Source organism: Pelomicrobium sp. G1 (genome assembly GCF_051905455.1).
In the GTDB taxonomy this organism is placed as follows: domain Bacteria; phylum Pseudomonadota; class Gammaproteobacteria; order Burkholderiales; family UBA6910; genus Pelomicrobium.
Genome location: NZ_JBQACR010000369.1, coordinates 1 through 267 on the forward strand (window position 1 = coordinate 1; position 267 = coordinate 267).

Here is a 267-nt window from a genome sequence, read left to right on the forward strand (position 1 = left end):
GTGCTAGGCGGCGCGCTCCTGCAGTTTCCCATCGGGCGCTTCTCCGACAAGCACGACCGGCGGGCAGTGCTTCCCGTGGTGAGCGTCCTCGGCGCCGTTCTGGCGTTAGCCGTCTTCACCCTCGCCTACCTATCCCCCGCCGCGCTGATCGCCTGCGCTTTTCTCTACGGGGGACTCGCCTTCACCGTATACGGCCTGAGCGTCGCTCGCGTGAACGATTTCATGCGGACGGAGGACACGCTGGAAGCCAGCCGGGCGCTGCTGCTC

The 267-nt window shown here is 67.0% G+C and carries 1 pseudogene; it reads left to right on the forward strand.

Annotation, left to right across the window (positions count from 1 at the left end):
* Window positions 1-267 (forward strand): annotated as a pseudogene (locus ACTFO6_RS18870) (MFS transporter); the annotation flags it as partial.